This window comes from Streptomyces sp. NPDC104831 (assembly GCF_055583025.1).
In genome coordinates this window covers 71,959-80,182 of the sequence record NZ_JBVJOT010000024.1, presented here as the reverse complement: position 1 = coordinate 80,182, position 8,224 = coordinate 71,959, and the positions used below count along the sequence as shown (strand labels likewise).

Genomic DNA, 8,224 nt, shown 5'->3' with positions numbered 1-8,224 from the left:
AAACGGTGCGGCCCCTCCAGTGGCCAATCACCCCCCCCCCCCCCCCGCGTGCGAGGACCGGGACCCCCCCCCCCCCCCCCCCCCCCCCCCCCCCCGGGGTGCCGGAAACCCGGGTCGCGGCCGGTGCCTCCGTCGCCGCGCACACCGGGGTGATCGCCGCCGCGCTGCCCGAAGGCGCCGAAGTCCTCACCGCCGAGGGCGACTTCACCTCCGTGCTCAACCCGTTCCACGTCCGCGGCGACCTCAAGGTCCGGGCGGTCCCGCTGGAGCGGATCGCCGAGTCCGTCCGGCCGGGCACCGCGCTCGTCGCGGTCAGCGCCGTGCAGTCCGCCGACGGCCGGCTCGCCGACCTCTCCGCCCTGCGCGAGGCCGCCCGCGCCCACGGCGCCCGCACCTACGTCGACTTCTCCCAGGCCGCCGGCTGGCTGCCCGTCGACGCGGACGCCCACGACTTCACCGCGAGCGTCGCCTACAAGTGGCTGCTGGGCCCGCACGGCGCCGCCTTCCTCACCGTCCCCGAGGACTTCGGCGGGCTCACCCCGGTGCTCGCCGGCTGGGTCGCGGCCGAGCATCCGTGGGACAGCTGCTACGGCCCGGTCGCCGAACTCGCGCATTCGGCCCGGCGGTTCGACCTCCCCCACGCGCTGTTCACCTTCGCCGGACTGCGCCGCTCCCTGGAACTCGTCGAGGAACTGGGCGTGTCCGCGATCCACGCCCACGACACCGCGCTCGCCGACCGGTTCCGCGCGGGGCTCGCCCGCCTCGGCCACGAGCCGGTCCCGGCCCCCGGCTCGGCGATCGTCTCGGTGCCCCGGCTGGGCGTGCGGCAGCCGGAGCTGAGCGAGGCGGGCATCGAGGTCTCCGACCGCGCGGGCAACCTGCGCGCGGCCTTCCACCTCTACAACACGGCCGAGGACGTGGACCGCCTGCTGGAGGGGCTGTCCGGCTGAGACGCGACCGGGCCGGGACCCCCGTCCCGCGGGAGGTCCCGGCCCGGTGCCCGGGGGCGGCTACCGCACCGGCGTGAAGTCCCGGGCGCCGATGAACTCCGGCCGGCGCACCGGGGCCGCGAACGGCTCGACCGCCGTGTTCTCCACGCTGTTGAACACGATGAAGACGTTGCTGCGCGGGAACGGGGTGATGTTGTCGCCCGAGCCGTGCATGCAGTTGCAGTCGAACCAGGTCGCGGAGCCGGCCTTGCCGGTGAACAGGCGGATGCCGTACTCGCCCGCCAGCGCGGTCAGCGCCTCGTCGGACGGGGTGCCCGCGTCCTGCATCTGGAGGGACTTCTTGTAGTTGTCCTCCGGCGTGGCACCGGCGCAGCCGAGGAACGTCCGGTGCGAACCCGGCATGATCATCAGGCCGCCGTTGGTGTCGTGGTTCTCGGTCAGCGCGATCGAGACGGACACCGTGCGCATGTTCGGCAGGCCGTCCTCGGCGTGCCAGGTCTCGAAGTCCGAGTGCCAGTAGAAGCCGCTCGCGCCGAAGCCCGGCTTGACGTTGATCCGGGACTGGTGGACGTACACGTCCGAGCCGAGGATCTGGCGGGCGCGGCCCACCACCCGCGGGTCGCGCACCAGGTTCGCGAACACCTCGCTGATCCGGTGGACCTCGAAGACCGAGCGGATCTCCTTCGACTTCGGCTCCACGATGGAGCGCTCGTCGGCGCGGACCGCCGGGTCGGCGACCAGCCGGTCCAGCTCGCGCTTGTACATCCCGACCTCGTCCGGGCCGATCAGCTCGTCGACGGCGAGGAAGCCGTCGCGCTCGTACGCCTGGAGGTCGGCGGTCGTGATCGGGCCCGGGGTGTCCGGGGCGCCCCAGACGACGGGGTCCTGGCGGGGGACGGTCACCTCGGTGGTGCCGCGGGTCGGATAGAGGTCCCTCACGGTGGCGGTGGTCATGGTCCTCACACCTCCTCGTCCTCGGTGAGCAGGGGGTAGACGCCGTTCTCGTCGTGGTCCTCCCGGCCGGTGACCGGCGGGTTGAACACGCAGATGCAGTGGAAGTCCTCCTTGACGCGCAGCGTGTGCCGCTCGTGCCCGTCGAGGAGGTACATGGTGCCGGGCGTGATGGTGTACTTCTTCCCGGTCTCCTGGTCGGTGAGTTCGGCCTCGCCCCGGGTGCAGACGACGGCCTCGATGTGGTTGGCGTACCACATCGACGTCTCGGTCCCGGCGTAGAGAATCGTTTCGTGCAGGGAGAAGCCGACCCGCTCCCTGGCCAGGACGATCCGCTTGCTCTCCCAGGTGCCCGACGCCGCCTTCACATGGCGGTCGGTGCCCTCGATCTCCTTGAACGATCGGACGATCACGGTGGTGCTCTTCCTCCTTGCCCGGCCCGTGCCGGGCGGTCTCCAGGCGGTTGCCAGGGCGGTTGCTAGGCGGTTTCGCGGACGGAGCGGGCGAGGATGCTCAGGCCCTCGTCCAGCTCCTCGGGGGTCACGGTGAGCGCGGGCAGCAGCTTGACGACCTCGCCCTGCGGCCCGGACGTCTCGATCAGCAGCCCCAGTTCGAAGGCGCGCCGGGCGACCCGCGCGGCCCGGTCCTTCGCGTGGAACTCCAGTCCCCAGACGAGACCGCGCCCGCGGTACTCCTTGACGTCGGCGAGGTTCTCCTCGGTGATGGAGATCAGCGCCCGCTCGACCTGCTCACCGCGGGTGCGGGTCTGCTTCTCCATGGCCGAGCCGTCGGTCCAGTACGTCTCCAGGGCGGCGGTGGCGGTGACGAACGCCGGGTTGTTGCCGCGGAAGGTGCCGTTGTGCTCGCCCGGCTCCCAGACGTCCAGCTCCGGCCGGAACAGGCACAGCGACATCGGCAGGCCGTAGCCGCTGATCGACTTGGAGACGGTGACGATGTCCGGGGTGATGCCCGCCTCCTCGAACGAGAAGAAGGCGCCGGTGCGGCCGCAGCCCATCTGGATGTCGTCGACGATCAGCAGCATGTCCTGCCGCTCGCACAGTTCCTTCAGCGCGCGCAGCCACTCGGGCCGGGCGACGTTGATGCCGCCCTCGCCCTGGACGGTCTCCACGATCACCGCGGCGGGCTTGTCCAGTCCGGAGCCCTGGTCCTCGAGCAGCCGCTCGAACCACAGGAAGTCCGGGACCGTGCCGTCGAAGTAGTTGTCGAACGGCATCGGCGTGCCGTGCACCAGCGGGATGCCGGCGCCGGCCCGCTTGAAGGCGTTGCCGGTGACGGCGAGCGAGCCCAGCGACATGCCGTGGAAGGCGTTGGTGAACGACACGACCGCCTCGCGGCCCTTCACCTTCCGGGCCAGCTTCAGCGCGGACTCCACCGCGTTGGTGCCCGTCGGCCCCGGGAACATCACCTTGTACGGCAGGTCGCGCGGGCGCAGCACCAGGTCCTGGAAGGTGCGCAGGAAGGTCCGCTTGGCCGTGGTCGACATGTCCAGGCCGTGCGTGACGCCGTCGCGTTCCAGGTAGTCGAGCAGCGCCCGTTTCAGCACCGGGTTGTTGTGGCCGTAGTTGAGTGATCCGGCACCGGCGAAGAAGTCGAGGTAGGCGTGGCCGTCCTCGTCGTACATCCGGCTGCCCCGGGCCCGGTCGAAGACGGCCGGCCAGCCGCGGCAGTAGCTGCGTACCTCGGATTCGAGGGTCTCGAACACGCTCAGGTCGGGCTGGGTGATGGTCATGGTGAAACGCTCCTCACAGGGCGGTGGACTCGGTCAGCGGGCCGATGCGGTAGAGGACTTCGGGGTCGTGCGGGCCGTCGGGGAACAGGTCGGCGGAGAAGAGCACCTCGCGGCCGACCCGTGCGCCGTGCCGCTCGGCGAACGAGGTGAACAGCCGCTCGGAGGCGGTGTTGCCGGGGGTGATGGTGGTCTCCAGCCCGGTGATGCCGTGCTCGGCGGCGAGCCGTGCGACCAGCGCGTCCAGCAGCCGCCCGGCGATGCCGTGGCCCCGGTGCGCGGGGTCGACGGCCACCTGCCAGACGAGCAGGGTGCGGGGGCTGCCGGGCCGCAGGTAACCGGTGACGAAGCCGATCGGTTCCCCGCCTTCGCCACGGGCCACCACCGAGGTGCCGGCGAAGTCCCGGCACCACAGCAGATAGCTGTAGGAGGAGTTCAGGTCGAGGGTTTTCGAGTCCTTGGCGATACGCCAGAGCGCGGCCCCGTCATGCGGCGCCGGATGGTCGATGAGCAGGTCTGCGGGTGCGGCGGTCATGCGGCACGAATTTAGCGAGGCGAATTCGAAAATGCACGGGAGTCGACACGGGAGCCCTGTGACGAGAGGGTCTAATGTCCGTAATGTCACCAGGAAAATCGGTACAAAACGCCTTCTCTGTGGAACGTGTCACAGCCTGAAATGCCCGGGAAACCCGCCGGAAAAGTCCCCGGTTTAGCTTTGTGAAAAGCGGGCAGAAGAAAACGGGAAGCTATCTTCCCGAGAATTGGTGGGAATCGTGAAAATAAAAGGGAGTGGGTTTCGATAACGTCCGGGCATAAAAAAGTCCCCGGGAGCGGAGCACCCGGGGACCTCGGCCGGCGGTCAGCGCCAGGCGTCCTCCGCGGCCCGGCGGGCGGCGGCCGGATCGACCGGCACGCCGTGCTCCGCGAGCGCCGCGCCCAGTGCCGCCAGCGAGCCCTGCACCGCGCCCGGCGTCGCGTCCCGGCCGTAGTGGTTGACCCGGATCATCTCCTTGGCCAGCGCCCCGCCCCCGGCCGCCAGCGGCAGCGCGGGATCGCTTCGCAGGGCCCGCGCCACCAGGTCCGACGCCGCCACGCCGGCGGGCGCCCGCAGCGTCGTGGCGACCGGTGCCGCGTCCCGCTCCTCGTGCACGTACGGCTCCAGGCCCCCGCCCAGCGCCACGGCGCCGGCCCGCGCGGCCCGCGCCGCGCGCCGGTGCCGCGCCATCACCGTCTCGAGCCCCTCCGCCTCGATCCGCTCCACGCACGCCTGGAGCGCCAGCATCTCCAGCTGGGCCGGCGCGTGCGGCAGCACCCTGCGCCCGGCGTCGGTCCAGCGCTCCTTCCAGTCCAGCAGGGACAGGTAGGAACGGCGCGGCGCGTTCGGGTTGGCGGCCATCCGGGCCCACGCCCGCTCGCTCACCGAGATCGCCGACACGCCCGCCGGGCCGCCCATCGCCTTCTGCGCCCCGATCACGCACAGGTCCACGCCCCACGCGTCCGGCAGCACCGGCTCCGCGCCCACGGAGGCCACCGCGTCCAGGTAGAAGAGGGCGCCCTGCTCCCGCACCGCCTCGCCGATCTCCGCGACCGGGTTGGTGTTGCCGGTCGCCGCCTCGGCGTGCACCAGCGACACGAAGTCGATCTCCGGGTGCTCGGCGAACGCCTCCCGGATCTGCCCGGCGGTCACCGCCGTGTGGAAGGGGACGGAGAGGTCGTGCACGGTGGCACCCGCGTCGCGCAGCCAGTTCCCGAAGGTCTGCCCGTACGGGCCCGTGATCACGTTCAGGGCCACCGTGCCCGGGCCGGCCGCCGCGCGGATCGCGCCCTCCAGGGGCAGCAGTGCCTCGCCCTGGGTGATCAGGACGTCCTGCCGGGTGTCCAGCAGCCGGGCCACGCCGTCCTCGATGGCGGCGAAGCGCTCGGCACTCAGCGGGGGCAGGTCGAGGAAGGGATGGATCACGGCGTGCTCTCTCTTCATGCGCGGAGGTCGATTCTCCCGATCTTAGGCGCAGCCCCTCCGTTACCATGGGTTTGATTTGAGGGGCTCAAACTTTTCCTTATAATCGGAACCCATTGTTCCCCTACCGGGAGATTCCCCCCATGACAACGCTCCTCGGACGCCGGACCCGCGCTCTGGCAGCCATCACCGTGACGGCCGGGCTCGCGCTCGTGGCCGGCTGCTCCTCGGACGACGGCGGGGGGAGCGGCAAGACCACCGTCAAGGGCGTCCACCTGGCCAAGGCCGGCCACCTGACCACCTGCACCCACCTTCCGTACCCGCCGTTCCAGTCGGAGGTCGACGGCAAGGTGCAGGGCTTCGACGTCGCCCTGATCGACCTCGTCGCCAAGGACCTCGGCGTCGAGCAGAAGATCCTCGACACGCCCTTCGAGAACTTCAAGACCGGCGCCTTCCTGAACTCCGGGGAGTGCGACCTGGCCGCCGCCGGCATGACCATCACCGACGAGCGCAAGAAGAACGTCGACTTCTCCGACCCGTACTTCGAGGCCACCCAGGCCGTCCTCGTCGACAAGGACAGCGGGCTCGCCTCGCTCGCCGACGTCAAGGCCAAGGGCGAGAAGCTCGGCGCCCAGGCGCAGACCACGGGCGAGGACTACGTGAAGGGCAAGGGCTACGACCCGATCTCCTTCGAGTCCTCCGACGCCGTCCTCAACGGCCTGCGCACCGGCCAGGTCAAGGCCGTCGTCATCGACTACCCGGTCGTCCAGGGCTGGCTGAAGGACAAGGCCAACGCGGACAAGTTCAAGGTCGTCGACAACCTCAAGACCGGCGAGCAGTACGGCTTCACCGTGAAGAAGGGCAACACGGCGCTGCGCGACGCCATCGACAAGGCGCTGAAGCAGGCCAAGGCCGACGGCACCTACAAGAAGATCTACGAGAAGTGGATCGGCCCGTACGAGGCCTCCGTCGCCTCTCCCGCCGCCTCATGACCGACGCGGACACACCCCTCCAGCCGAAGAAGAAGGGACTGACCCGGCGGCAGAAGCGCACCCTGTCGCGGGGCGCGCAGTACGCCGTCTTCGCCGCGGCCGTGATCGCCTTCGCGGCCTCGGCCGACTGGGGCCGGCTGAAGAACCAGTTCGCCCAGGCCGACATCGCGCGGCAGATGTTCCCGGACGTCATCACGCTGGCGCTGAAGAACACCGTGCTGTACACGCTGTCCGGCTTCGTCGTCGGGCTGGTCCTCGGCATGGTCATCGCGCTGATGCGGCTGTCCTCCGTGGGTCCCTACCGCTGGCTGGCCGGCGTCTACATCGAGATCTTCCGCGGCCTGCCCGCCCTGCTGATCTTCATCTTCGTCGGCGTGGCCGTCCCGCTCGCGTTCCCGGGCACGGAGATCCCCGGCGGCACCTACGGCAAGGTCGCCCTCGCGCTCGGCCTGGTCTCGGCCGCGTACATGGCCGAGACGATCCGCGCCGGCATCCAGGCCGTGCCCAAGGGGCAGATGGAGGCGGCCCGTTCGCTCGGCTTCTCGCCGGCGAAGGCCATGGTCTCGATCATCGTGCCGCAGGCGTTCCGGATCATCCTGCCGCCGCTCACCAACGAACTCGTCCTGCTGTTCAAGGACTCCTCGCTGGTGCTGTTCCTCGGTGTCACCCTGGAGGAACGCGAGCTGTCCAAGTTCGGCCGGGACCTGGCCAGCACGACCGCCAACTCCACGCCGATCCTGGTCGCCGGCCTGTGCTACCTGCTGGTCACCATCCCGCTCAGCTTCGTCGTCCGCCGCATGGAGACCAAGGCCCAGGAGGCGATCCGATGAGCCGCCCGGAGATCGAGGTCCGCGGGCTGCACAAGTCCTTCGGCGACAACGAGGTGCTGCGCGGCATCGACCTGGAGATCGGCCAGGGCGAGGTCGTCTGCGTCATCGGTCCCTCCGGCTCCGGCAAGTCGACGCTGCTGCGCTGCGTGAACCTGCTGGAGGAGCCCACCAAGGGCCAGGTGTTCGTCGGCGACACCGAGGTGACCGACCCCGACGTCGACATCGACGCCGTACGCCGCCGCATCGGCATGGTCTTCCAGCAGTTCAACCTCTTCCCGCACCTGAGCGTCACCGGGAACCTCACGCTGCCCCAGCGCCGGGTCCTCGGGCGGGACAAGGCGACCGCCGCGCGGATCGCCGCCGAGAACCTGGCCCGGGTCGGCCTCGCCGAGAAGGCGGACGCCTACCCGTCCTCCCTCTCCGGCGGCCAGCAGCAGCGCGTCGCCATCGCCCGCGCGCTCGCCATGGGCCCCGAGGTGATGCTCTTCGACGAGCCGACCTCCGCGCTCGACCCCGAGCTGGTCGGCGACGTCCTCGCCGTCATGCGCATGCTCGCCCGGGAGGGCATGACGATGATGGTCGTCACCCACGAGATGACCTTCGCCCGCGAGGTCGCCGACCGGGTCGTCTTCATGGACGGCGGAGTGATCGTCGAGGACGGCAGCCCGGACCAGGTCATCGGAGATCCGCGGCACGAACGCACCCGGCACTTCCTGTCCCGGCTGCTGGACCCGGCGATGGCCGAGGTGGAGGAGGAGATCTCCGACCAGGTGGGCGGGTCCGAGCCGTAGGCCGTT

At 70.5% G+C, this 8,224-nt stretch carries 8 protein-coding genes and 1 pseudogene; 4 read left to right on the top strand and 5 right to left on the bottom strand.

All coding sequences use genetic code 11. The features are described from left to right. Nucleotides 1-95: 95 nt before the first annotated feature. Nucleotides 96-950 (top strand): annotated as a pseudogene (locus tag ACZ63H_RS18300) (aminotransferase class V-fold PLP-dependent enzyme); the annotation flags it as partial. Between the two features lie 60 nt (nucleotides 951-1,010). Here the strand turns inward: ACZ63H_RS18300 and thpD are convergent. The 5 genes from thpD to ACZ63H_RS18275 all read right to left on the bottom strand — a co-directional run bounded on the left by thpD (nucleotide 1,011) and on the right by ACZ63H_RS18275 (nucleotide 5,608). Continuing rightward, nucleotides 1,011-1,904 (bottom strand): ectoine hydroxylase, encoded by an 894-nt coding sequence (gene thpD, locus ACZ63H_RS18295; protein ID WP_469866164.1) that lies wholly within the window; start codon nucleotides 1,902-1,904, stop codon nucleotides 1,011-1,013. A 5-nt stretch (nucleotides 1,905-1,909) separates the two neighbouring features. Continuing rightward, nucleotides 1,910-2,314 carry an ectoine synthase gene (locus ACZ63H_RS18290; RefSeq protein ID WP_469866162.1) on the bottom strand — a complete coding sequence of 135 codons (405 nt, stop codon included), beginning with the start codon at nucleotides 2,312-2,314 and terminating at the stop codon, nucleotides 1,910-1,912. Between the two features lie 65 nt (nucleotides 2,315-2,379). Next, nucleotides 2,380-3,651, bottom strand: a complete 1,272-nt coding sequence (gene ectB, locus ACZ63H_RS18285) for a diaminobutyrate--2-oxoglutarate transaminase (RefSeq protein WP_469866160.1) — start codon at nucleotides 3,649-3,651, stop codon at nucleotides 2,380-2,382. A gap of 13 nt (nucleotides 3,652-3,664) precedes the next feature. Then, on the bottom strand, nucleotides 3,665-4,183 hold the full coding sequence (gene ectA, locus ACZ63H_RS18280; RefSeq protein ID WP_469866158.1) for a diaminobutyrate acetyltransferase: 519 nt from the start codon (nucleotides 4,181-4,183) through the stop codon (nucleotides 3,665-3,667). Between the two features lie 324 nt (nucleotides 4,184-4,507). Beyond that, the gene (locus tag ACZ63H_RS18275; protein ID WP_469866240.1) at nucleotides 4,508-5,608 is read right to left on the bottom strand and encodes a pyridoxal-phosphate-dependent aminotransferase family protein; all 1,101 of its coding nucleotides are present in this window, start codon (nucleotides 5,606-5,608) and stop codon (nucleotides 4,508-4,510) included. Between the two features lie 140 nt (nucleotides 5,609-5,748). Here ACZ63H_RS18275 and ACZ63H_RS18270 point away from each other — a divergent pair, with 140 nt between their 5' ends. The 3 genes from ACZ63H_RS18270 to ACZ63H_RS18260 are packed head-to-tail and all read left to right on the top strand — an operon-like array spanning nucleotide 5,749 to nucleotide 8,218. Next, a complete protein-coding gene (locus ACZ63H_RS18270; RefSeq protein ID WP_469866156.1) occupies nucleotides 5,749-6,597 on the top strand; it encodes a transporter substrate-binding domain-containing protein in 849 nt (282 codons plus the stop codon). Further along, nucleotides 6,594-7,427, top strand: a complete 834-nt coding sequence (locus tag ACZ63H_RS18265) for an amino acid ABC transporter permease (RefSeq protein ID WP_469866154.1) — start codon at nucleotides 6,594-6,596, stop codon at nucleotides 7,425-7,427. Before ACZ63H_RS18270 ends, ACZ63H_RS18265 begins: the two co-directional genes overlap by 4 nt. Then, entirely contained in the window at nucleotides 7,424-8,218 is a 795-nt protein-coding gene (locus ACZ63H_RS18260; protein WP_469866152.1) for an amino acid ABC transporter ATP-binding protein, read from the top strand. The genes ACZ63H_RS18265 and ACZ63H_RS18260 overlap by 4 nt, the downstream gene beginning before the upstream one ends. The last annotated feature ends 6 nt before the right edge of the window (nucleotides 8,219-8,224 follow it).